General features: G+C 64.8%; 27 protein-coding genes and 1 pseudogene. 14 read left to right on the top strand and 14 right to left on the bottom strand.

All coding sequences use genetic code 11. The features are described 5' to 3' along the window. A pseudogene (locus tag L286_RS0125000) lies at positions 1 to 205 on the bottom strand (ImuA family protein); the annotation flags it as partial. 221 nt (positions 206 to 426) lie between these two features. Here L286_RS0125000 and L286_RS43075 point away from each other — a divergent pair. From L286_RS43075 to L286_RS43045, 7 genes are all read left to right on the top strand, one after another. Beyond that, the gene (locus L286_RS43075) at positions 427 to 1,305 is read left to right on the top strand and encodes a cytochrome c oxidase subunit II (RefSeq protein WP_020818422.1); all 879 of its coding nucleotides are present in this window, start codon (positions 427 to 429) and stop codon (positions 1,303 to 1,305) included. After that, positions 1,305 to 3,035 carry a cytochrome c oxidase subunit I gene (locus L286_RS43070; RefSeq protein ID WP_020818421.1) on the top strand — a complete coding sequence of 577 codons (1,731 nt, stop codon included), beginning with the start codon at positions 1,305 to 1,307 and terminating at the stop codon, positions 3,033 to 3,035. The genes L286_RS43075 and L286_RS43070 overlap by 1 nt, the downstream gene beginning before the upstream one ends. Further along, positions 3,032 to 3,604, top strand: coding sequence for a cytochrome c oxidase subunit 3 (locus L286_RS43065; RefSeq protein ID WP_020818420.1), 573 nt, complete (start codon positions 3,032 to 3,034; stop codon positions 3,602 to 3,604). Before L286_RS43070 ends, L286_RS43065 begins: the two co-directional genes overlap by 4 nt. Positions 3,605 to 3,615: 11 nt before the next feature. Further along, positions 3,616 to 4,299 (top strand): heme-copper oxidase subunit III family protein, encoded by a 684-nt coding sequence (locus L286_RS43060; RefSeq protein WP_020818419.1) that lies wholly within the window; start codon positions 3,616 to 3,618, stop codon positions 4,297 to 4,299. A 13-nt stretch (positions 4,300 to 4,312) separates the two neighbouring features. After that, positions 4,313 to 4,648: a cytochrome C oxidase subunit IV family protein gene (locus L286_RS43055; protein ID WP_020818418.1), complete on the top strand. Its 336-nt coding sequence runs from the start codon at positions 4,313 to 4,315 to the stop codon at positions 4,646 to 4,648. Between the two features lie 3 nt (positions 4,649 to 4,651). Further along, entirely contained in the window at positions 4,652 to 5,323 is a 672-nt protein-coding gene (locus tag L286_RS43050) for a c-type cytochrome (RefSeq protein WP_020818417.1), read from the top strand. A gap of 109 nt (positions 5,324 to 5,432) precedes the next feature. Continuing rightward, on the top strand, positions 5,433 to 7,037 hold the full coding sequence (locus L286_RS43045) for an alpha-glucosidase (protein ID WP_020818416.1): 1,605 nt from the start codon (positions 5,433 to 5,435) through the stop codon (positions 7,035 to 7,037). 36 nt (positions 7,038 to 7,073) lie between these two features. Here L286_RS43045 and L286_RS49070 read toward each other — a convergent pair whose 3' ends face one another. The 3 genes from L286_RS49070 to L286_RS43030 form a co-directional block, all read right to left on the bottom strand. Next, positions 7,074 to 7,349, bottom strand: a complete 276-nt coding sequence (locus L286_RS49070; protein ID WP_174550390.1) for a hypothetical protein — start codon at positions 7,347 to 7,349, stop codon at positions 7,074 to 7,076. A 48-nt stretch (positions 7,350 to 7,397) separates the two neighbouring features. Further along, positions 7,398 to 8,009, bottom strand: a complete 612-nt coding sequence (locus L286_RS43035; RefSeq protein ID WP_013039578.1) for a response regulator transcription factor — start codon at positions 8,007 to 8,009, stop codon at positions 7,398 to 7,400. 75 nt (positions 8,010 to 8,084) lie between these two features. Next, complete coding sequence (locus tag L286_RS43030; RefSeq protein WP_013039577.1) at positions 8,085 to 8,666, bottom strand: PilZ domain-containing protein; 582 nt, start codon at positions 8,664 to 8,666, stop codon at positions 8,085 to 8,087. A gap of 110 nt (positions 8,667 to 8,776) precedes the next feature. Between L286_RS43030 and L286_RS43025 the strand changes: the two genes are divergently transcribed. Then, a complete protein-coding gene (locus L286_RS43025) occupies positions 8,777 to 9,286 on the top strand; it encodes a BLUF domain-containing protein (protein ID WP_238559342.1) in 510 nt (169 codons plus the stop codon). A 236-nt stretch (positions 9,287 to 9,522) separates the two neighbouring features. Here L286_RS43025 and L286_RS43020 read toward each other — a convergent pair whose 3' ends face one another. Then, complete coding sequence (locus tag L286_RS43020) at positions 9,523 to 9,909, bottom strand: response regulator (protein ID WP_020818412.1); 387 nt, start codon at positions 9,907 to 9,909, stop codon at positions 9,523 to 9,525. 70 nt (positions 9,910 to 9,979) lie between these two features. Between L286_RS43020 and L286_RS43015 the strand changes: the two genes are divergently transcribed. Then, a complete protein-coding gene (locus L286_RS43015; RefSeq protein WP_020818411.1) occupies positions 9,980 to 10,738 on the top strand; it encodes a Crp/Fnr family transcriptional regulator in 759 nt (252 codons plus the stop codon). Beyond that, positions 10,735 to 11,664, top strand: a complete 930-nt coding sequence (locus L286_RS43010; RefSeq protein WP_020818410.1) for an HWE histidine kinase domain-containing protein — start codon at positions 10,735 to 10,737, stop codon at positions 11,662 to 11,664. The genes L286_RS43015 and L286_RS43010 overlap by 4 nt, the downstream gene beginning before the upstream one ends. Before the next feature lie 15 nt (positions 11,665 to 11,679). Here the strand turns inward: L286_RS43010 and L286_RS43005 are convergent, their stop codons facing one another. Continuing rightward, positions 11,680 to 11,877 (bottom strand): hypothetical protein, encoded by a 198-nt coding sequence (locus tag L286_RS43005; RefSeq protein ID WP_007684655.1) that lies wholly within the window; start codon positions 11,875 to 11,877, stop codon positions 11,680 to 11,682. 142 nt (positions 11,878 to 12,019) lie between these two features. Continuing rightward, positions 12,020 to 12,658 (bottom strand): Crp/Fnr family transcriptional regulator, encoded by a 639-nt coding sequence (locus L286_RS43000; protein WP_007684654.1) that lies wholly within the window; start codon positions 12,656 to 12,658, stop codon positions 12,020 to 12,022. A gap of 263 nt (positions 12,659 to 12,921) precedes the next feature. Here L286_RS43000 and L286_RS42995 point away from each other — a divergent pair, with 263 nt between their 5' ends. The 4 genes from L286_RS42995 (at position 12,922) to L286_RS42980 (ending at position 14,280) form a co-directional block, all read left to right on the top strand. Continuing rightward, positions 12,922 to 13,401: a DUF4142 domain-containing protein gene (locus L286_RS42995; protein ID WP_235181710.1), complete on the top strand. Its 480-nt coding sequence runs from the start codon at positions 12,922 to 12,924 to the stop codon at positions 13,399 to 13,401. Beyond that, on the top strand, positions 13,398 to 13,589 hold the full coding sequence (locus tag L286_RS42990; protein ID WP_007684652.1) for a DUF3606 domain-containing protein: 192 nt from the start codon (positions 13,398 to 13,400) through the stop codon (positions 13,587 to 13,589). The genes L286_RS42995 and L286_RS42990 overlap by 4 nt, the downstream gene beginning before the upstream one ends. Before the next feature lie 84 nt (positions 13,590 to 13,673). Beyond that, a complete protein-coding gene (locus L286_RS42985; protein WP_020818408.1) occupies positions 13,674 to 13,895 on the top strand; it encodes a hypothetical protein in 222 nt (73 codons plus the stop codon). 10 nt (positions 13,896 to 13,905) lie between these two features. Further along, positions 13,906 to 14,280: a response regulator gene (locus L286_RS42980; RefSeq protein ID WP_020818407.1), complete on the top strand. Its 375-nt coding sequence runs from the start codon at positions 13,906 to 13,908 to the stop codon at positions 14,278 to 14,280. Positions 14,281 to 14,289: 9 nt separating this feature from the next. Here the strand turns inward: L286_RS42980 and L286_RS42975 are convergent, their stop codons facing one another. Genes L286_RS42975 through L286_RS42945 form a run of 7 tightly spaced genes read right to left on the bottom strand, consistent with a single transcriptional unit; the run spans position 14,290 to position 21,885 of the window. Next, positions 14,290 to 15,315, bottom strand: a complete 1,026-nt coding sequence (locus tag L286_RS42975) for an NAD-dependent epimerase/dehydratase family protein (RefSeq protein ID WP_020818406.1) — start codon at positions 15,313 to 15,315, stop codon at positions 14,290 to 14,292. Positions 15,316 to 15,347: 32 nt separating this feature from the next. Further along, complete coding sequence (locus L286_RS42970) at positions 15,348 to 16,424, bottom strand: CgeB family protein (protein ID WP_020818405.1); 1,077 nt, start codon at positions 16,422 to 16,424, stop codon at positions 15,348 to 15,350. Then, complete coding sequence (locus tag L286_RS42965; protein ID WP_020818404.1) at positions 16,421 to 17,527, bottom strand: CgeB family protein; 1,107 nt, start codon at positions 17,525 to 17,527, stop codon at positions 16,421 to 16,423. The genes L286_RS42970 and L286_RS42965 overlap by 4 nt, the downstream gene beginning before the upstream one ends. After that, positions 17,524 to 18,627, bottom strand: coding sequence for a CgeB family protein (locus L286_RS42960; protein ID WP_020818403.1), 1,104 nt, complete (start codon positions 18,625 to 18,627; stop codon positions 17,524 to 17,526). Before L286_RS42960 ends, L286_RS42965 begins: the two co-directional genes overlap by 4 nt. Next, positions 18,624 to 19,706, bottom strand: a complete 1,083-nt coding sequence (locus L286_RS42955; protein WP_020818402.1) for a glycosyltransferase family 4 protein — start codon at positions 19,704 to 19,706, stop codon at positions 18,624 to 18,626. The genes L286_RS42960 and L286_RS42955 overlap by 4 nt, the downstream gene beginning before the upstream one ends. Continuing rightward, positions 19,703 to 20,776 carry an SDR family NAD(P)-dependent oxidoreductase gene (locus L286_RS42950; RefSeq protein ID WP_020818401.1) on the bottom strand — a complete coding sequence of 358 codons (1,074 nt, stop codon included), beginning with the start codon at positions 20,774 to 20,776 and terminating at the stop codon, positions 19,703 to 19,705. The genes L286_RS42955 and L286_RS42950 overlap by 4 nt, the downstream gene beginning before the upstream one ends. Further along, positions 20,773 to 21,885 (bottom strand): NAD-dependent epimerase/dehydratase family protein, encoded by a 1,113-nt coding sequence (locus L286_RS42945; protein ID WP_020818400.1) that lies wholly within the window; start codon positions 21,883 to 21,885, stop codon positions 20,773 to 20,775. Before L286_RS42945 ends, L286_RS42950 begins: the two co-directional genes overlap by 4 nt. Positions 21,886 to 22,148 lie beyond the last annotated feature (263 nt).

The raw sequence follows: 22,148 nt of genomic DNA, 5'->3' as shown, positions 1-22,148 counted from the left end.
TCAGGGCCAGGCCGGCCCCCGCCGCCGCTTCATCCGCCGCGGCGAAGAATTCATGCACCCGACCCCGCGCCAGGCCGCCGTCCAGCGCATGGTCGAGCGGCGCATGGCCGGTTTCCACCCGCGCATGGGGCTGCGCGGCTGGAACGCCCTCCAGCGATGCGATATGCCGCCTGAGGGCGGCGAGGGTCTTCACCGACTCAGCCATATATGTTCCCTATTTGTTCTTTTCGTCCCAATGGCGGGCGCTGTCAATCGGGCGTGAAGGCCCGAACCGGAAAAGGCGCAAGCGACGCCCGCACCCATCCATTTCCCAACCGCTTCCCCCATCAGCCTTTTTTTTGTAAGTTGCCGAAGCGGGTGTTACCGGGGCGACTCGAAATGCCGGATTGAAAGGCTGCGAGCGCCTGCCAATGTGGGAGAGGGCTTGTGCCGGTTGCGGTAGCCATCGCCATGCTCATGGTCGGCTCGGTCGCCTTTCACCTGTTCAGTCCCTGGTGGAGCACGCCCATCGCATCCAATTGGGGATCGATCGATTCCGCGCTGGACGTGACGCTCTGGATATGCGGGGCGGCCTTTGTCGGGCTCAACCTTTTTCTTGCCTGGGCACTCGCCAAATATCGCCACCGCCCCGGTCACCGGGCGCATTATGAACCGGAAAACAGCACGCTCGAAAAGCGGCTGACCTTCTGGACCGCCATCGGCATCGCCGGGATGCTGGCGCCGGGCCTCGTCGCCTGGGGCAAATATGTGTCGGTGCCGAAAGAGGCCACCGTCATCGAGGCGGTGGGGCAGCAATGGCAATGGTCGTTCCGCTATCCGGGGCCGGACGGCGTGCTGGGCGCGGCGGGGGTCAAATATATCACCCCCGACAATGGGCTGGGGCTCGATCCGCTCGATCCGCTCGATCCGTTCGGACGCGACGACATATTGGTCGAAAGCGGCGACCTGCACCTGCCGGTCGGCAAGCCGGTGAAGATCGTGCTGCGGTCCAAGGACGTGCTGCACGATTTCTACGTGCCGGAATTCCGGGCCAAGATGGACCTCGTGCCCGGCATCGTCACTTATTTCTGGCTGACCCCGACGAAGACGGGCACGTTCGACATCCTCTGCGCCGAACTGTGCGGCACCGGCCATCATGCGATGCGCGGCAAGGTGGTGGTGGAAACGCCCCAGGCCTTCGCGCAATGGCAGGCGCAGCAGAGCAGCTTCGGCCAGATATTGGCGGAGACGCCCCCCGCCGCCATGTCGATCCTGCTGATCAAGGCCAATGCCTGCATCGTCCCTGCCTCCTGGAGCATTCGCTGATGGCTACGACCCTGGCCGACGACCTGCGCCCGCTGCATCATCCGCATGGCTGGATCACGAAATATGTCTGGAGCCAGGATCACAAGGTCATCGCCATCCAATATAGCGTGACCGCCATCGCCATCGGACTGGTGGCGTTGGTGCTGTCGGCGCTGATGCGGCTGCAACTGGGGTTTCCGGGGGTGTTCCCGGCGATCCAGCCCGACAATTACCTGCAATTCGTGTCGATGCACGGCATGATCATGGTCGTCTACCTGCTGACGGCGCTGCTGCTGGGCGGTTTCGGCAATTACCTGATCCCGCTGATGATCGGGGCGCGGGACATGGTGTTCCCCTTCGTCAACATGCTGAGCTACTGGTTCTACCTGCTGTCGGTGGTCGTGCTGGTGGCCGGATTCTTCGTGCCCGGCGGGCCTACGGGAGCGGGCTGGACGCTCTACCCGCCGCAAGCGATCACCGAAGGGACGCCCGGCCACCAATGGGGCATAGCGACCATGCTGGTCAGCCTCGCCATCTTCGTCGCGGCCTTCACCATGGGGGGCCTCAATTATGTGACGACGGTGCTCCAGGCGCGGACGCGGGGCATGACGCTGATGCGCATGCCGCTGTCGGTCTGGGGCATCTTCACCGCGTCGGTGATGGGCCTGCTCGCCTTTCCGGCCCTGTTCGTGGCGGCGATCATGATGCTGTTCGACCATTTCGCCGGCACCAGCTTCTTCATGCCGACGATGCAGTCCATGGGCGCGATCACCGACACGCAGGGGGGAAGCCCCCTCCTGTTCCAGCATCTCTTCTGGTTCTTCGGCCATCCGGAAGTCTATATCGTCGCCCTGCCCGCCTTCGGCATCGTGTCGGACCTGATCAGCGTGCATGCGCGGCGCAACATCTTCGGATACCGCATGATGGTCTGGGCGATCGTCATCATCGGCGCGCTCAGCTTCCTGGTCTGGGCGCATCATATGTATGTGAGCGGCATGAACCCCTATTTCGGGTTCTTCTTCGCGACATCGACCTTGATCATCGCCATTCCCACCGCGATCAAGGTCTATAACTGGCTGCTGACGCTGTGGCGCGGCGACATCCATATGCGCGTGCCGATGCTGTTCGCCATCGCCTTCATCTTCACCTTCATCCACGGCGGGCTGTCGGGGCTGTTCCTGGGCAATGTCAGCGTCGACGTGCCGCTGTCCGACACCTTCTTCGTCGTCGCGCATTTCCATATGGTCATGGGCGTGTCTCCGGTGCTGGTGATCTTCGGCGCCATCTATCACTGGTATCCCAAGATCACCGGACGGATGTGGAACGAGACATTGGGGAAGCTCCACTTCTGGATCACCTTCCTTGGCGTCTACGCGATCTTCCTGCCGATGCATTATCTGGGCATATTGGGCGTGCCGCGCCGATATTATGCGCTGGGCGATACGGCCTTCATCCCGCAATCGGTGCACCTCGCCAATCAATGGATCAGCATCGCCGCGCTGGTGGTGTTCGCGGCGCAGGGCCTGTTCTTCTTCAACATGATCTGGAGCCTGTTCCGCGGCCCCCGCGCCGGTCCCAATCCCTGGGGCGCGGCCAGCCTGGAGTGGCTGACCCCCGACACGCCGCCCGCCCACGGCAATTGGGGACCGCATCTGCCGGTGGTCCATCGCTGGGCCTATGACTACAGCGTGCCGGGGGCGGACCGCGACTTCATCCCCCAGACGGAGCCCAGAACGGAATTGGGCGGATGAGCATCATCACGCGCCTCACCGAAAAAAGCTGGGAGCCGGGCAATCCGGTCGAACGCGAACGACCATCGGCGGCGGCGGTCGGCATGGTCGCCTATTTCGGCGTGGCGCTGGTGATGTTCTCGCTCCTTGTTGCCGCCTATCTGATGCGCATGGGGCTGCATGAGGCGATGGGCCATGCCGACGACTGGCGGCCGCTGCCCGATCCGCCGCTGCTCTGGATCAACACGGCGGTTCTGATCGCCAGCAGCATCGCCTGGGAAGTGGCGCGGCAGAGGCGGCAGGTTCGCGCAGCATTGACCGGAACGGCCCTCAGCCTGCTCTTTCTCGCCGGGCAACTCATGCTGTGGTGGCATTATCGGACGGCGGGTTACGGCCTGTCTGCCAACCCGGCCAATGCCTTTTTCTACCTGCTGACGGCGCTTCACGGCCTGCACGTCGTCGGCGGCCTCGTCGCCGCCGGGCGGGCGCTGGCGAGGGCGAACATGCGCAATATCGCCCTGTGCGCCCTCTACTGGCATTTCCTGCTGGCGATCTGGCTGGTTCTCGCCGCTTTGCTGCTGTCGACCTGAGGATTAGCGCCATGGCCCAAGGCATCAGGGATAGGGAAGTCATCGCCCCCACCTTGCGGGAGATCGCGGCCGACTGGTCCGCCGACCAGGAAGTCTTCCGCCAGACCCATTGGGGCAAGGCGATGATGTGGATATTCCTGCTCAGCGACACCTTCATCTTCTCCTGCTTCCTGACCGGCTACATGACCGTGCGCGCCTCCGCCGTGCTGCCCTGGCCCAACACGGCGGAGGTGTTCGCGCTCACCATCGGCGGGCAGAGCATTCCACTGATTCTGATCGCGATCATGACCTTCGTGCTGATCAGTTCCAGCGGCACCATGGCGATGGCGGTCAATTTCGGATATCGCCGCGACCGGCGGAAGACGGCGGCGCTGATGCTGCTGACGGCGCTGTTCGGCGCGACCTTCGTGTCGATGCAGGCCTTCGAATGGACCAAGCTGATCGAGGAAGGCGTGCGCCCCTGGAGCAACCCGATGGGCGCGCCGCAATTCGGCGCCAGCTTCTTCATGATCACCGGCTTCCACGGGCTGCATGTGACCTGCGGGGTCATCCTGCTGCTGATCATCGCCTATAAGGTCGCGCGCGGCCATTATGACCGCACCGGCGATTACAGCGCGGTCGAGATCGCCGGGCTGTACTGGCATTTCGTCGACCTCGTCTGGGTCTTCATCTTCGCCTTTTTCTATCTCTGGTGACGGGAGGGGGATCATGGAACATCCATCGGCCGCCCATGAGGGGCAGCATCATCCGATAGGGCTCTACCTCAAGGTCTGGGGATACCTCTTCCTGCTGAGCGCCATGTCCTACATGGTCGACTACCTCCATGTGCAGGGCATCGTCCGCTGGACGCTGATCATCCTCTTCATGCTGCTCAAGGCGGGGCTGATCCTGTCGATCTTCATGCATCTGGCCTGGGAGCGGCTGTCGCTGATCTACGCGATCCTGGTGCCGCCGCTGGTGCTGCTGGTGCTGGTGCGGATCATGACCATAGAGGCGAACTATGCCTTCTGGACCCGCGCCATCTTCATGGGCGGAGGGGGCTGAGCCATGGGCCGGATGCGCGGATTGGCGGTGGGGCTGTGCGTCGCCGGGGCGGCTGCGACGCTGCTGGGCGCGGGGTGGTTCAGCGACCGGCTCTACACGCGGGAAAGGCCGGGACAGCTTGCCTACAGGATGGACGACATGCCGCCGCGCGTCGACATGGCGGCCATCCAGCGCGATTGGCCCGCCAGCTTCAGCGAACCGGGGGAAGGCAGCCGCGTCATCGCCTATCATCGCGACATGCGGGGCAAGGCGCCGGCGCCCGGGACGGAGGGCGGCGGCGGCGCAGCCGCTCCACCCCCTGACCTCGGCGCCCTGCTCGCCAGTGCGGATGCCGGTGCGGGGAAGCGGAAGGCGCAGCAATGCATGAGCTGCCATGACCTTGGCCAAGGCGGCCCCAACGGGATCGGGCCGAATCTGTGGGGCGTGGTCGGCAGAACGGTGGCCAGCCATGCGGGCTTCGCCTATTCCCCCGCCATGCGGGCGCAAAAGGGCGATTGGAGCTATGAAAGACTCTTCGCCTTCCTCGCCTCGCCGGGGCGGGACATGCCGGGGACGAAGATGAGCTTCGCCGGACTGCGCAAGCCGGAGGATCGGGCCGCGGTGATCAAATATCTGGCGACCCTGGGGGCGGGAGCACCGCCCTTGCCCCAGCCCAAGGCGGTTGCTTCGCGGTAAGGGTCGGGCTTTCCCTCTTCCGACCCGGCGATCAAGGCCCCTATGAAAAGCCCCCCGATCCCGTCAGAAGGACATCCTATGCCAGCAATGTGCGGAGTGTCCCTGCCCCATGACGGATTCGAACCTGCCCTGGTGGCGCGGCGCCGCCATCTACCAGATCTATCCGCGCAGCTTCGCCGACTCCAACGGCGACGGGATAGGCGACCTTCCCGGCATCACCGCGCATCTGCCCTATGTCGCGTCGCTCGGGGTGGACGCGATCTGGCTTTCGCCCTTTTTCAGGAGCCCGATGCGCGACTTCGGCTATGACGTGTCGGATTATTGCGATGTCGACCCGATCTTCGGCACGCTGGCGGATTTCGACGCCCTGGTGGCCAGGGCGCATGAACTCGGCCTGCGCGTCGTCATCGACCAGGTCTGGGCGCACACGTCCGATGAACATGGCTGGTTCGCCGAAAGCCGCTCCAGCCGCGACAATGCCAAGGCGGACTGGTATGTCTGGGCCGACCCCAAGCCGGACGGGTCGCCGCCCAACAACTGGCAGTCGGTTTTCGGCGGCCCGGCCTGGACCTGGGACGCGCGGCGCGGCCAATATTACATGCACCAGTTCCTGCGGGAACAGCCGCAATTGCACCTGCATCATCCGCAGGTGCAGCAAAGCGTGTTCGACATCATACGCTTCTGGCTGGACCGCGGCGTGGACGGCTTCCGCATCGACGCGATCAACCATTCGATGCACGACCCGCTGCTGCGCGACAACCCGCCCGCGCCCGAAGACGGCAAGGTCCGCACCCGCCCCTTCGACTTCCAGATCAGGAAATACAGCCAGAGCCATCCCGACATCCCCCTTTTCCTGGAAAAGGTCCGGCAGGTCTTCGATGAATATGAAGACCGCTTCACCGTGGCCGAAGTCGGCGGCGAAAACAGCGATGTCGAGATGAAGGCCTTTACCCAGGGCCATCGCAGGCTGAATACGGCCTATGGCTTCGACTTTCTCTACGCGCCCGAACTGACCGCCGACTTCCTCAGGACCGCGCTCGCCAAATGGCCGGCCCGGACCGATGCGGGCTGGCCAAGCTGGGCGTTCGAAAATCACGATGCGCCCCGCGCCGTGACGCGCTGGGCCGGGGCGATCGACCCGGACGCCTATTGCCGGATGAAGATGCTGCTGCTGGCCTGCCTGCGCGGCAACATCTTCCTTTATTATGGCGAGGAACTGGGGCTGCCGCAGGTCGACATCGCGTTCGAGGATCTCCAGGATCCAGAAGCCATCGCCAATTGGCCTCTGACCCTGTCCCGCGATGGCGCGCGGACGCCGATGCCCTGGCGGTCGGACGCGCCCTATCTCGGCTTTTCGGAGGTCAAGCCCTGGCTGCCGGTCGGGGAATCGCATCGCGCCCTGGCCGTCGACGTGCAGGAGGCACGGCCGGATTCGCTGCTGCACTGGACGCGCCGGGTGCTTGCGCTGCGCAACGGATCGCCGGCTCTGCGGGCGGGGGCGATCCGATTCCTGGAGGCACCGGACGAATTGCTGCTGTTCGAACGGACGCATGGGAATGAGCGGCTGCTCTGCGCCTTCAATCTCGGCAACCGGGCGGCCGCGTGGACATCGCAGGAAAAATGGCGGCCGCTGCTGACGACCGGGGGCGTCGAGAAGCTGATGTTCCCGCCCGCCTCCGGCATGGTCGCGCGGATCGCCGATCCACCCGGATGATGCGCATCGACGATGAAGGCGACGGAACGGATGCGATCAGCACAGGCAGTCTATGCTGCCTTCCTCTTCCTCGAAACTCGCGACATTCTGGACTTTCTGATATTGCCCGATGATCCTTCTGCATTCTTCCCGCGATTTGAAGAATTCCGGATCGTCGGCGATATGACTTCCGCCCCTTACTGGTTCTTCCACCATTAACCATGGTTTGAAGGAAGGCGCTGTTGCACTGTCAGATGTCTGTCTGAGATCGGTCCATTTTCTCCTGACAATGCCGTGCCCGAATAACGGGCGGCGAACATCCCATGTCATCATTGCCAATCCATTGACTGAAGCAGATGGAAAAACCGGGCACCTGTACGATTACGACAATCCTGCATCCGGCAGAAACCGGATGATTTCCGAAAATTTCCTGACGCCAAACTTCTTCATGATGCTGGCGCGATGCATCTCCACCGTCCTGACGCTGATCCGCAGCTCATCGGCCACATCCCGGTTGCTGCCGCTGGCGCTGAGCGCCCGCACGACATCCAGCTCCCTCTTGGTGAGGCTGCCGAAATAGGCCGCTGCGGTTTCCCGGCGCCGCTGGATCTCGATGTTCCGCTCCAGCATGGGCCAGGCGTTGGCGAGCACCTTGAGCAGCAGGCCGTCGGCAAAGGGCTTTTCCAGGCAGTCGACCGCGCCGCGCTTGATGACGTCGACGGCCGTGGGAATGTGGCGGGACGCGGTCATGACGACCAGGGGAATGTCCACCCGCCGCGAGGAAAGTTCCTGCTGAAGCGCCGCCCCGGCCATGTCGGCCAGATGCAGTTCCATCAACGCGATGCCGGGAGCCAGGAAATCCAGCGCCTCGATGAAATCCGCACCGCAGGAAAAGGGGACGGGCGCGAATCCCTCGCGACGCAGGATACGCACCAGATCCTGGCGCATCCGGCTGTCGTGGTCCACGATATAGACTGGGCATCCTGGGTTCATAGCCATTCGCCTAAACCACCAATTCCGCGCAAACGCGCGAAACCGCCGATGGTTTCGCCTCCGATCCTTTTTTTGTCAGTTCGTCGTCGCCCGGCGGGTTTCGAAGAAGACCCCAATCATTCCGCCGCTCGACCATTGCACCCGCCCCATTCGTATATCCAGACCACGGGTTTTCACAAGCAGGCGCGTGCCTTCGCTGAGCCCGCCCACCTCGATCATCATTCCCTCTGCGGAAAGATTGCGGATCGTCCCGATCAGCACGGGCGTCGATGTCACCAGGGTCGCGGAGAAATTGACCGCCAGACGCTGGCTGCGCGGCTGATATCGGTTGGGCGCGGCGTTCGGGTCGGGTTCCTCGCCCGGAATCCAGGGCAACGTCTCCTCCAGCAGGAGACCGCATTGGGAACCGTTGATCCAGCGCACCTCCGCCGTGCGGAAGCTGGCGTCGTCGAAACTCACATGAACCTGCTGATGCAGGCCCAGCGACAGGGCGCATCGCCCGCTCAGCCCCGCATGCGACACATTCTCGACCGACAGGTTCGCTTCCTCGACGACCGGATAGAGCAGCGCCGTCTTGAAGACGGTCTGCCGCGGATGCCGGCGTTTCTCCATCATCGCGTCCTTGTCGTCGGACGCCTTTTCCAGCGGCTCGGTCATACAGGTTCCCCCAGATTCGTGGAATCCCTTAAACGGTTGAACTTGTAGGCCGATTATCGCGGCAATAAGTATTTTTACGGTGTCGGCCGGAACAGTTCCATTAACCGTGCATGTCTATATTTGCCGGGCCATTTTTACCCGACTTTTCCACGCCACCGCAAGCCCCGCCTTTACTTTCCTCAGACAAATGGCATCATTGCGGCATGTTCACTCGATGGTCCTATATTAGCACCAGCCAGTTCGATGCAACCCACGTTGAAAAACACATACAAGAAATCGTCGATATCTCCATTCCGCGCAATCGTTCGCTGGACGTGACCGGCGCGCTCCTGTTCACGGGCAACCGCTTCGCCCAATATCTGGAGGGCGCGCCGTCTGCCATCGAAGAACTGAAGGCAAGCATATTGCGCGATCCGCGACATGGCGAAATTCGCACGATCGCATCGGGCGAAACCCCGCATCGTCATTTCCTCACCTGGTCCCTCGCCTATGCCGGCCCATCCCAATTCGTTTCGGACATCATCGAACGCGCCCTGAACGACGCGTTGGAAAAGGGGGACGATGGGCTGGAGGCGCTCATCCAGATGATGTCGGAATTTTCGATTCGCGGCCGGGGTTGAGGCCCGTCCCGATCAGTGACGCGCCCGATGCCCGTCAACCTGGAAAGCAGGCGGCGATTAACCCAGATCAGCATTGCTGGGGAACGGCTCGTCCTGCCGCTGGTTGCCCTGCCATGCCGCCCACCCTATCCCTCGACCGTCCGGGCGCCTGCCGATCCGCCGCCATCGTCGCGCAGGCGGGGCTTTGGAACGACCGGGCACATGATCGGTTCGCAAGGAATGGGAGAGCCCCGATGTCAGAGCCGATGGCCGGTCCCGGCCAGAACCGCATCGATCGCCTTCAATATGTCGGCGGGGGAATAGGGCTTGGCGACCCGCCTGCATCCCCGGCAGTTCGTCGGCAGGCTCTGCTCGTCACAGCCGGTCACGATGATCACCGGCACGGACCGCGCGGTCAGTTCGTCAATCAGGGGATAGCTCATCTCCCCCCGCAGATTGACGTCGAACAGGGCGATGTCGGGCAGTTGCGCGGCAATCGCCTTGAGCGCGCCGAACAGGCTGCCATGCGGCCCCATCACCGAAAACCCCTCCTCGACCAGCAAGGCGCCAAGATCGCTCGAGAGAAAATGATCCTCCTCCACCACCAGCACGCGAACCGTGCCGGGGGCCGCCCCTTTCGTCATTCATCTCTCCTCTCCCGCAAGCCGTCGCACGGGAATGAGCGACGAAAAACAACATAGGTGAAAACGCGCCATGTCATCGCTCGATATCCCGCATGCCGCGATGAAGGATAGCATCACTACCCTCAACCTGGCGGCGCACTGGCCACTTGGCCGGCGCGACCGGGACATGATCAACGCGCTGGCATGCCGCACGCTCCCGCCGCTGCGCACCGGCACGGACCTGTTCGCCCAGGGTGACCGGCTGACCTCCATCTTCCTCCTGCTGGAGGGATGGGCCGCCCGGTACAAGATGCTGGAGGACGGCCGCCGCCAGATCGTCAGCCTGCTGCTGCCCGGCGACCTGTGCGATCCCTTCTGTTTCCTGCTGCATCGCGCCGACCATGGCGTCACCGCGCTCACGCCGATCAAGGTGGCCGAAGTCGGTCGCAACCAGTTCGAAGAGATCGCGCTCAGCCATCCCGAAGTCACCAGGGCGATGTGGATCAACGCCCTGATCACCGCCTCCATCCAGCGCGAATGGTGCGTCAATCTGGGCCGCCGCACCGCGCTGGAGCGGTTCAGCCACCTGTTCTGCGAACTCTATCACCGGCTGCTGACGGTAGGCCTCGTCAGCGGCGGCGGCTTCCACTTTCCCGTCACGCAGCTTGAACTGGCGGACGCAACGGGATTGACGATGGTGCACACCAACAGGATATTGCAGGAAATGCGTCGTCAACGGCTGATAGAATTGCACCGGCGCCATCTCGTCGTGCCGGACCTGGCAGCGTTGGAGCGCGCCTGCGCCTTCGACCCGTACTATCTGCATCCGGCGGCGCAAGAGACATCGTGACGACGCCATCCCCGACCGACGGCTGGAGCGACTTTCTCGCCCTCTTCGATGCATGCCCCCTGCCCCAGGTCCAGGTCGGGCCGGACGACGCCATATTGCGCGCCAATGCGGCGTTGACGGAACTGCTGGGCATCCGGCCGGAGCGGCTGATCGGCGGGCGGCTGGTCGTCCCGGCATCGGGCGAGTCCGCGGCGCGGCTGAGCTGGGACGACGGAAAATGCGAGGCGCGGCTGTTCGCCGCCGTGCTGGTGACGACGCCCGACTATCGCATCTGCGTCGTCCAGTTCAGCAATGTCGACGCCATGGAAGCAGCGGCGCGGCAATATCTGCTGCGCAACGTGCAGCATCGGCTGCGCAACCTGATCGCTTCCGTCCGCTCCATCTTTCGGCGGACGGCCGCCACCAGCGATTCCATCGACCATCTCACCAGCCATTTCCTGGGACGGCTGGACGCCATCGCCCGGATCGAATCCAATCTGGCCGTGGCGGAACGGCACGGCCTTGAACTGCACGACCTGGTCATGGACGAATTGGCGGCGTTCGCCGTCAGGGCCGGGGAACAGGCTTTTCTGGAGGGGCCGGACATCCGGCTGCGCACCTCGGCCGCGACGACATTGGCTCTCGCCTTTCACGAATTGGGCAATAATTCCATCAAATATGGCGCGCTGGGGTCGGATGGGGGCCAGGTCTGGGTCCGCTGGTGGAGCGATCGCGAACAGGCCGTGCCGATGCTGCGCATCCTGTGGGAGGAAAAGAGCAGTGATGCCCCCCCGGCGGTCCGCCGTTCCGGCTTCGGCACGGAGCTGCTGACGAAGACGATCCCGTTCGAACTGGATGGTTCGGGCACCATTGACTGGACGCCCGAAGCGTTCAAGGTGCACATCAGCCTGCCCATGACCAAGAGGCTGCTCCACCCCAGCGATTAGGCTGTATGGCCGGCTTCACCGCTTTTCGTTCGGCGTCAGGCCCTCATGGTCGTCGGCGCGGTTCTCGCCCGTCTGCTGGTCTTCCTTCAGCACGTCATGGTGCCAGAAATTGCGCCCGATGAAGACGACGGCGATCACCAGCAGGACGATCCCCACCACCCAGATCGCCGCCCACCCGAGACGCCGGTCGCTGGGCCGTTCCGGTTCATGCATACGGCGGTCCTTCCCGTTTCGCGGCATCGAAGGCCAGGCATGACGATTCTGCCTCATCCCCCACAGCATGGCGGCGGGCGATCCCTTCCTGCCCCGATGTCGTCCCCGTTCTTCGGCACCCGCCTCTGCCGGCGCTTTCCCATCATCCCGCCATGTCGTGACCCGTCAGGGCGGCGACTTCGCGCAGGGCCGGAAGCTCCGGTATCCGCAGCCATTTGGATTGCAGTTCCACCAGACCGCGCGCGCGCATGGATTGCAGCGTCCGGTTCACATGAACCGGGGTCAGCCCGGTCATGTCGGCGATCTCCATCTGCGTCAGCGGCATGGCGCATTGCTGGCCATAGGCAAGGCCCGCCTGCCGCATGCGTTCGAACAGTTCCAACAGCAGGTGCGCCACCCGCTCCAGCGCCGTCTTGCGTCCCAGGGTGACGAGCCAGTTGGCCTGCCGCTCGATCGTGCCGGACAGCGCCTGCCAGAAGCCGTGCCGCCCGTCGAAACCGGCGTGCGACGGTATGCGGCAGGGCAACCGCAGCGCCCTCACATTGGTGATCGCCACCACCGGCTGGGACGACACGCCGCCCAGCGCCCATTGCGGGTCGCAATAATCCCCCGGCAGGTACAGCGCGGTGATCTGGCGGCGCCCGTCCGACAACAGCCGGTAACGGCACGCCCACCCTTCCTGAACATACAGCATGGCGTCGGGCTTCTCATTTTCCCGCGCCAGGAACTGATGCATTCGGAAATGAACCTGGTTTTCGCTTTCGGCAACCTGGCTTAACATGGACTACTCCCTGTTAAGCCCCCCTGGATCAATGTCGATTGAACCTGACCCCACCATAGCGGTTCTGGTTCATGCCGGATTCACTTATGTTTGCATGATGGAAATAATTTGGATGGACCGAGGAAAAGAGCCGATGAACGTGGCGTATCCCACCCGGCGTTCGTCTGGAAATTGCCGTCCGCCTAATCCAGGTTATCGTGCCGGCGTCAGGCCGCGGAACCGCAAAGCCGGCGAAATCGCTGGATCGGCAGGAGGAACGATCCATGTCCAGAATGCTCTTTCTGATGCCGCTCATGGCGCTCGCCACGCCTGCCGCCGCCGCGGAATCGCCCGCCGCCTATCTGGGCAAGGCGGGCGCAAGCGACCTGTTCGAGCAGACGTCCAGCAAGATCGTGCTGGAAACGACCAGCGACGCCAGGGTCAAGAGCTTCGCCACCATGATGATCGGGGATCACGGCAAGAGCACCGCCATGCTTAAGAGCGCGGCGGCGGCATCCGGCGTCAAGGCGCCGCCGCCCGGCCTGACGCCCGACCAGCAGGCGAAGGTCGCGGCGCTGAAGCAGGCAAGGGGCGTTGCCCGCGACACCCTCTACTGGCAGCAGCAGAAGGCGGCCCACGCCCAGGCGCTGCAACTGCACCAGGATTATGCAGCCAATGGCACCAATCGTTCGCTCAAGGATGCGGCGGCGAAGATCGTGCCCGTGGTGAAACATCATATCGATCTCTTGAACGCGGGCCGATGACCGACGTCCGCACCCTCTCCGCCCCTGCCGCTCCAGCGGACCTCAAGCATGTCTCGCTGGATCGGGAGGGGGATGCGCGCTACTGGCAGCAGCGTTTCGGCACGTCGCGGGCCCGGCTGGAGCAAGCGGTCGAGCGGGTCGGCCATCATGTCAATGCCATAGCGGAGTTCCTTCACCGCAGGCGCTGAGCAAAAGATCGGCACGAACCGCGCCTTGCCGGGAACCAGCCTGTCCGCGTGCCTGTTCTCTCCCCAAGGAAAGGAGAGATTGCGATGCACAAGGAAGAGGAAGACGGCCGCATTGTCACCCATGTCTCGCGGCAGGAGGCGCGGAGCGGGGCTTCCACCCATGTCACCCGCTATGTCCTGGGCATCAGCCTGGCGTTGGTCGTGATCGCCTTCGCCATCCTGCTGGCGGGCGGTTTCTTCAACACCGCCGGGACGGGCGCCGACGAATCGCATCAGGCCAGCCCCGCCGAAGCGGGCGGCAACTGAGGACGGACGGATGGACGATACCGCTCTCGCGGCCCAGACGGTGCTGATCGTCGAGGACGACTATTATCTTGCCTTCGACACTGCGGACGCGCTGCGCGACGCGGGAGCCGGAATATTGGGCCCTTTCCCGACCGAGGAGAAGGCCATGGACGCAATCCGGCTGGGGAGGCCCTCCGCCGCGGTGCTGGACATCAATCTGGGGAACGGCCCCTCCTTTCGCCTCGCCCGGCTGCTGAAGGAACGGGGCGTGCCGTTCCTGTTCCTGACCGGCTATGACCAGGAAGTCATACCGTCCGATCTCAACGATGCCCTGCGGCTGCAAAAGCCCATCGCCCCCAGGGAAATCGTCGCCTCGCTCGCCTGGCGCCGCCAGGGCAGCGCCTGACGCCCGGCTTCATTCCGCCGCGATGCCCGCCCCTTCGACGAAGGACGCGCATGCGAATCCCGGCGCGCGGTCATAAAGTTCCTTCTCGAAAAAGGCGCAGGTGATCGCCAGCCCCTCGCTCAGGGGAACGCGGGGTTCCCAGCCGAGCAACTGGCGCGCCCGGCGGATGTCCGGCCTGCGCCGGCGCGGATCGTCCACCGGCAGCGGCTGGAAGACGGCCTGCGACCGCGTGCCGGTGGCCGCCACCACCTGGTCCAGCAGTTGCAGGATGCTGTATTCCTCCGGATTGCCCAGATTGACGGGCGCCATGTCGGACAAGGGCGCCTCCATCAATCGGATCAGCCCGTCGACCATGTCCGACACGAAGCAGAAGCTGCGCGTCTGCGATCCGTCGCCATAGATGGTGATGGCGTCGCCCGACAGCGCCTGGCAGACGAGGTTGGAGATCACGCGGCCATCGTCGGGATGCATGTTCGGGCCATAGGTGTTGAAGATCCGCGCCACCCGCACATCGGCGCGGCCCAGCCGGGCGAAGTCGAAGGCCATGGCCTCCGCCGCCCGCTTGCCCTCGTCATAGCAGGCGCGGGGGCCGGTGCAGTTCACCCAGCCGCGATAGTCCTCCCGCTGGGGATGCGCCTCCGGATCGCCATAGACCTCGCTGGTGGAGGTGAGCAGGAAGCGCGCGCCGACCTGCTCCGCCAGCCGCAGCAGGCGATCGGTTCCCACCACGCTGGTCAGCATCGTATGTTCGGGATCGGCCTGATATTGCGGCGGCGAAGCCGCGCAGGCGAGATTGTAGATGCGGCTGATGTCGCGCCGGCGCGTGACCGCATCGGGCAAGGGATCGACGATGTCGCCGCGCACGAAGGTGAAGGCGCGATGCCCCTCCAGCATCCGCAGGTTGACCTCCCGCGAGGTCTGGAGGTTGTCGAGGCAGATCACCTCATGCCCTTGATCCAGCAGCGTCCGGCACAGATGCGACCCGATGAAGCCGGCTCCTCCGGCCACCAGGGCTGTTTCACGCTTTCCGTTCATCGACCCTCCGTCCTTTTCTGTCCTGTCGTTCTTCATTCGGCGGCCGCCATGTCCTGCGCGCGCATCCGGGCGGCCTCTTGCAGCCAGTTTTCCAGCTCGGCGGCGCGGTTGCGCGATATATGCTGGTTCAGGATGCGGCGGCGGGCGGCCTCGCCCATATCGGCGCGATCCTCATGCAGGGCGACGATCACCTGCTCCGGATTCCAGGCGAAGATGATTTCGCGATTGGGCTCCAGCAGTTCATTGAGTCCCGGCCAGACGTCGGAGATGATCGGCGTGCCGCAGGCCGCCGCCTCGAACAGCCGGACGGAGGGGGACCAGCCCGCCTCGATCATGTCGGCGCGCGTGACGTTCAGCGTGTAGCGCGAGGCGGAATAGAAGGCGGCGTGGTCGTGCGGGGCAAGATGCTCGATCCGCTCCACATTGGCGGGCCAGTCGATGTCATCGGGATATTGCGGCCCGGCGACGACGAAACGCCTGTCGGGCAGCAGCCGCGCCGGTTCGATCAGCAGCTTCTCCAGGGTGGGCTGGCGATCCGGGCTGTAGGTGCCGAGATAGGAGAGATCCCATTTCTTCGGCACGTCCATCGGCCGATAGGCCGACGCATCCACCGAGCAATAGAGCGCCCGCGCCATGGGGGAACGATAATGCCGCTCCAGCAGGTCGAGCGTGGGGCCGCCGGTGAAGGAGCAATAGCAGTCATAGCCCGCGATCAGTTCCGCCGACAGATAGTCGCACCGCCCTTCGCGCAGCGCCGCCAGCGTGACGGGCGTATCGATGTCGTAGAAGGCGGTGACCCCGCGCGCGGTGCGCTGCACATAATGGCCGACCGCGATGCCGTCGGGCACATAGGAGCCGACCATGACCGCGTCCGCCGTCTCGATCTCATGCCGCCAATCTTCCAGCGCTTCCACGCTGTCGTAGAATTCCAGCCGGCAGAAGGCGGGATCGATGAGGTCGCGCTGGCCGGCGTACCAGGGCACGTCCCGCTCCAGGAAGAGTATCTCATGCCCGCGCTCGGCAAAGGCGGAGAGCAGGGCGCGGAAGGTTGTGGCATGACCATTGCCCCAGGATGAAGACAGGCTGAGTCCGAGGACGACGAGTTTCATGCTCCCTCCATCTGATGGTGCCTGGCGGCGCGCCGCCCGGATCGGTCGCGCAGGATTTCGTCGACCTGATGCCCGCGCAGTTCATAGCTGTGTTCGGCCCGGACGTGGGCGAGCGCCGCCTGCCCGATCGCCCGCGCCCGCTCCGGCGTCAGCGCCGCCAGATGATCCGCTACATCCTGCCCGTCGCGGGCGACCAGCACCTCCTCGTCCGGGGTCAGGAACATCTCTATCCCCTCCCACGCATCGGTGATGAGGCAGGCCCCTGCTCCCGCCGCCTCGAACACGCGGGTCGCGGGGGAAAAGCCGATATGCGCCATGCTGTCGCGGGCGACGTTCAGCACGGCCAGCGGGCTGCAATTGAAGGCGTTGTGCTCGGCGGTGTAGACATGACCGCGATGGCGGACATTGCCGGGCATCGTCTTGCTGTCCCAGCCATTGCCGCCGATCAGGAATTGGCGGCCGGGCAACAGGGCGGCGGGTTTCAGGAAGAATTCCTCCACCCGCGCCTCCCGGTCGGGCAGGCGGTTGCCAAGGAAGGCGAGATCGGCGGTGAAGCGCGGATCGGGCGGCACGGGATGGTGGCTCTGCGGATCGAGCGCATTGTAGACGGGAACGCACTCGACCGCGCCGAAGCCGCGATAGGCGTTCACCACCGGATCGCCGCCGCCATAGGTCAGCACCATGTCGAGTCCGGGCAAGGCGCGGCGCACGGCATGGTCCGGATCGGCGCGCATCTCGTCCAGCGTCGCGGCGGCGTCCACATCCCAGAAGATGCGCAGCGCATGGGGCCGGCCGCGGCGCATGACGCCGTCCAGCAGCTCGTCGTCGAACACGCCGACGCCGCTGGCCTTCACGACGACATCGGCCTCGGCGGCCTCGTCCATCACGCCCTTCAGCGCGTCCGGCGTCGCGGGATAGACCACCACGCGCGCCCAGTCGGGCGGGTCGATGTCACGATGCTGCTGCCGGTCGAAGGCATCCGGTTCATAGAATGCGATGCGATGGCCATGCCGGGCGAGCTGCTCCAATATCCCGCGATAATAGGTGGCCGCGCCGTTCCAGTAGGAGGAAAGCAGGCTGGAGCCGTAAAAGGCGATCTTCATGCAACGCTCCTGATCGGCTGCGCGTCGAGCGACGCCGTGATGTCCATCAGCTGCCGCGCGCGATGGGCGCAGCTATGGCGGCTGCGGATCGTCTCCAATCCGTTGCGGACGAGGCTGGCGCGAAGGTCCGCATCCTCGCTGATGGCGCGCATATGGCCCTTCATCTCGTCGCCGGTCCGGGCGAAGAGGAAATCCTCGCCGGGCCGGAACAACCCTTCGCTGTCGTCCCAAGGGGCGGACAGCAACGGAATGCCGCAGGCCAGCGCCTCGAACACACGAATGGTCGGAATGCCGGGCAGAAGCTGCGTATAATAGCGGCGCGGCACATGGACGGTGGCAAGGTGGCGGGCGAAAATAGCCGGCGCGGCGGCATTGGGCGCCCAGCCATGATAGGCGACGCCGTAGCGTTCCAGCGTCGCCAGCGCCTCCTGAGGATAGCGCACGCCATAGATGTCGAGCGGGAGCTTCGCCTGCCGCGCCGGGCGGAAGAGGTAATCCTCCAGCTCGGCGGTACGCTCCCCATCGCCCCAGTTGCCGATCCAGACGAGGCCGCTCTTCTCACCGGGCAAGGGGCGGAAATGCCTTGTGTCGGCGGCTTCATGCCAGGTCCAGACGCGCTCGCCCCAGCCCCAGTTTCGATAGACCTCCGACAGGGCCTCGCCAAAGGCCAGCACGCCGTCATAGCCCGACAGGTCGAACGCCCGGATCGCGTCAGGATCGGACACGGCGCGATGATGGGTGTCATGGAACAGCAGCGTGAAATCGCTCCGCCCCGCTCGGATCAGGCCCAGCGCCCCGACCAGCGACGGTTCGTTCCATTCATGGACGATGACGAGGTCGGCGCCGTCGACCAGCGCGACCAGATCGTCCTTCATGCCATAGCCTTGGGCACAGAGTTCGGGATAGGCCTGACGATAGGCGGCGAGCCCCTCCTCCCCATGGTCGGACAGCAGGTTGGCGAGGCTCCAATTGCCCTCCGGCTCCAGCGCCAGCACGTCATGGCCCATGGCGGCGAGTTCGCGCAGCACGCCGCGCAGGAAATGGGCATTGCCATGGTTCCAGCAGGACAGCAGCGAATGGGTGAAATAGAGGATCTTCATGCGGCAACCTTCCGCTGGACGGCGCGATAATGGGCGGCCATGTGCGCGGCCGTGGCGGCGGGGGTGTAGGCGCCCGCCCGCGTCCGGGCGCGCTGGCCCATTTCCCCGCGAGCGGCGCCGTCGCCCAGCAATGCCTCTATCGCCCAGGCGAAGCCCCGCGCGTCGCGAGGATCGACGAAGATGGCGGCGCCATCCCATAGCTCCCGGAAAGTCGGAATATCGGACAGCACCAGCGCGCAACCGGCCAGCGCCGCCTCCAGCACCGCAAGGCCGAAGGGCTCATAGAGCGCCGCCGAAGCGAAGACCGGCCGGCTGGCCAGATGCCGGGCCAGCGCCATGCTGTCGAGCGGACCGAGCGGCACCAGCGAACGCAGACCGATCGCCCCTCCCTGCGGCCCCTCAAGCGGCCCGGCGGCCTTGAACGGCACAGCGATGCGGGCCGCCGCCTCATCCAGCACCCGGACATTCTTGCCCTCGTCCCAGAGGCGGCCAGCGGTGAACACATGGTCCTGCATCGCCTGCGGCTTCACCGGAAAGGACCGGCCATTATGGACCGCCATGGGGAGCACGCCATAGCGGCGGCGCGCCGCCCGTGCAAAGGCCATGCTGGGCGCGATGACGCGGGTCGCCTGCCGAAGGCCGGCCGCGACCAGCGCCGCGCGCCAGTTGAAATCCTCCGGCATGGGGCCGCCGCGCACCGCTTCCCACCAGGTCGCGACGCAACTGTGCAGCAGCGCAATCACCGAGCAGGGATAACGGCCGGCACTGGCCAGCGCCGGCGTATGCAGTTGCACTGCGTCGGCGCGAAGGTCGCCCGCCATTTCCGCCAGCCGCGCTTCGGCCTGCACGATCGGCGCCGCTTCCGCCGCCAGCCATTCGAGTTCGAGGCCGGTTTCCACCAGATGGCAATTGGCTATGGCCGCCGCCTCCGCCCGCTGCGCCTCGCTCAGCGCAGGGCCCATGACAGCCAGCGTCACCTCATAGCCATGGGGCTGGAGCGCGCGGATCAGGTCGGTCGAATATTGCCAGACGCCGCCCACCGCGTCGGCGGACAGCAGCAGATGCCCGCCGCCCCTCACAGCGCGCTCGCGGTCATCAGCCTGGGCCCGGCGCTCTCCGCCCGCTCCTCCATCAGCCAGCGGGCCAGATCGGCCACGCCCTGCCGCCAGGGCTTGCGCGCCTTCAGGTTCAGCGCCGTGCGCGCCGCGCCGGTGTCAGCAACGAAATAGCGCTGGTCGCCCGCCCGCCAGGGCGCGAAGTCGGGCACGATGGACTTGCCCAGATGGACGCCGATAAAGGCCAGGATCTGCCGCAGGCTGACGGCATTGTCCGGCCCACCGCCCAGGTTGAAGGCGCGGCCGCTCACCCGTCCGATCTGCCGCCAGACCGCCAGATAGGCGTCCACCGCATCCTGCACGTCCAATATGTCGCGCACCTGATGACCGTCGCCATAAAGGGTGATCGGTCGCCCCTCCAGGGCGCTGATCAGGAAATGCGCGACCCAGCCCTGATCCTCCGTCCCCATCTGCCGCCGGCCGTAGATGCAGCTCATGCGCAGCACAGCGGCGGGCAGATCGAAACTGCGTGCATAATCCAGCACATATTGGTCTGCCGCGCCCTTGGAACAGCCATAGGGGGTATGGAAATCGAGCGGGCGGCTCTCGTCCATGCCATTGGCGCGCAGATGCTCCGCAGCCGGCAGATAAGCGCCGTCGATCAGCGGGAAGTCGAGATCCTCCAGCCCGCCATAGACCTTGTTGGTGGAGGCGAAGATCACAGGCGGCGGCGCGGCGCGGCGGCGCGCCGCCTCCAGCACGTTGAGCGTGCCGAGCGCGTTCACCTCGAAATCGGCGCGCGGGTCGGTGAAGCTGGTGGTGACGGCAACCTGCGCGGCCATGTGGAAGACCGCCTTTGCGCCGGCGACCGCCCGGTCCACCGCCGCATCGTCGCGCACATCGGCGATGACGGGCGTGATCGCCGCGCCATGGCGCTGCTCCAGCCAGGCAAGGTTGCGTTCGACGCCAGGCCGGGCCAGCGAGTCAAGGATGATGACCTGCTCGCCCTGCCCCGCCAGCCGGTCGGCGATGTTGCAGCCGATGAAACCGGCGCCGCCCGTGACCAGCACGGGCCTTCCGTCGGCGCGCTTCACGCGACCAGCCCCCGCGCTTCCAGCTCCGCCCGCGCCTGGTTGACGCGATCGTCGGCGGTCTGCCGCGCCACCCATTCGGCCAGCACGGCAAGGCCCTGCTGGAAGTCCTGCCGTGCCTTGAAGCCCAGCACTTCCTCCGCCTTGCCGGTGTCGCAGAAGCAATGGCGGATGTCGCCGGTCCGCGCCTTGCCGACGATTTCGGGTTCCCCATCGTTCCGGCCCATCGCCTGCGCAAGCGATTGCGCCACTTCGGTGACGGAACGGTCCTGCCCGGAACCGATGTTGAAGGTGCCGCCCGCCGCCTGCGGCAGTTCCAGCGCGTCGGCAAAGGCGCGCGCCACGTCGCCGACATGCACGAAGTCGCGGCGCTGCCCGCCATCCTCGAAGATCATCGGCTTCTGTCCGTTCAGCAGGCGGGACGCGAAGATCGCCAGAACGCCGGTATAGGGGTTGGACAGCGCCTGCCCCGGCCCATAGACGTTGAACAGGCGCAGGCAGACGCCCTCCATGCCATAGGGCGCGGTCATGATATGGGTCGTGCGTTCCTGCACATATTTGTTGAGCGCGTAGATGGAGGCGAGATTGGGCTGCTTCCATTCCGGCGTGGCGATGGGCGTGAGCGGGCGACCCTGTCGGTCGACCGGATCCCAGATCTTCTGATTGTCGCGGATCAACCCGCGCTCCGCGTCCTGGACGATCCGGCCATCCTCGTCGCGATACAACCCCTCGCCATAGATGCTCATCGAGGAGGCTGTCACCACGCGCCGCACCGGACGGTCGATCAGCCGTTCGAAGAGGACGGCGGTGCCCACGTCGTTGACCGATGTATAGCGCTCCACCTCATACATGGACTGGCCGACCCCGACTTCGGCGGCGAGGTGGATGACGGCGTCGACACCCTGCAAGGCGCGGTCCACCGCATGGCCGTTGCGTATGTCGGCACGGATCAGCTCGACCTCCGGATCGAGATCGGCCGGCCGTTCAATGTCTCCGTGAACCTGCTCTATCATGCTGTCCAGCACGCGAACGGCATGGCCGCGTGCCAGCAATTCCCGGCAAACCGTCCGGCCGATGAAGCCGGCGCCACCCGTGACAAGTATCTTTTCCACGGCCGCTCCCCTCATTGATGATGATTTGCCAAGGATTGGCTGCGGGAACGTTCCATTCCCCGCAACCGTGGCAACGGGACCATCAACATCTTCTTCTACCGCCAGGTTCCGGTAATATTTCGAGAAATCATTTAATATACACTCAGTACAAACCCATGAGAATAATCCATGTTATACAGATAACACACAGGTTATTTACAATGTTTCCATTTACCTTTTTGAGAATTACGTCTATGGAACTTTCCTTCTCCCGATCCTGTTAA

Source organism: Sphingobium sp. HDIP04, from assembly GCF_000445085.1.
Lineage (GTDB): Bacteria > Pseudomonadota > Alphaproteobacteria > Sphingomonadales > Sphingomonadaceae > Sphingobium > Sphingobium indicum.
The sequence above is the reverse complement of the archived record's forward strand: the minus strand, read 5'-3'. Positions and strand labels throughout refer to the sequence as shown.